This is a genomic window from Staphylococcus sp. AC872 (genome assembly GCF_979255425.1).
The window spans coordinates 1-247 of the sequence record NZ_CEEDKW010000078.1; the positions used below are offsets into that span (position 1 = coordinate 1).

The 247-nt window shown below is 41.3% G+C and carries 1 pseudogene; it reads left to right on the forward strand.

From position 1 onward, the window contains the following. Positions 1 to 247, forward strand: a pseudogene (locus tag ACZ267_RS12990) (cell wall anchor protein); the annotation flags it as partial.

The window sequence follows — 247 nt, forward strand, 5'->3', positions numbered from 1 at the left end:
CCAGATGAAGCGAGTGCAAGTGTAACAGTTACACCACAAAGTGATGCAGATAAAATGACAATTCATTATGTAGCGCCGAATGGAGATGCGAAGGAAGTAATCGCAACTAAAGTAGGGAACCAATGGACATTAAAAGAGACACCGACTGGAATTAGTATCGATAATGCGAGTGGAGCAGTGACAATAAGCTATCAAGGTGTTCAAAATGGAAGTGAAGTTACAGCTAATGAGAGTCACGGAAATAGTG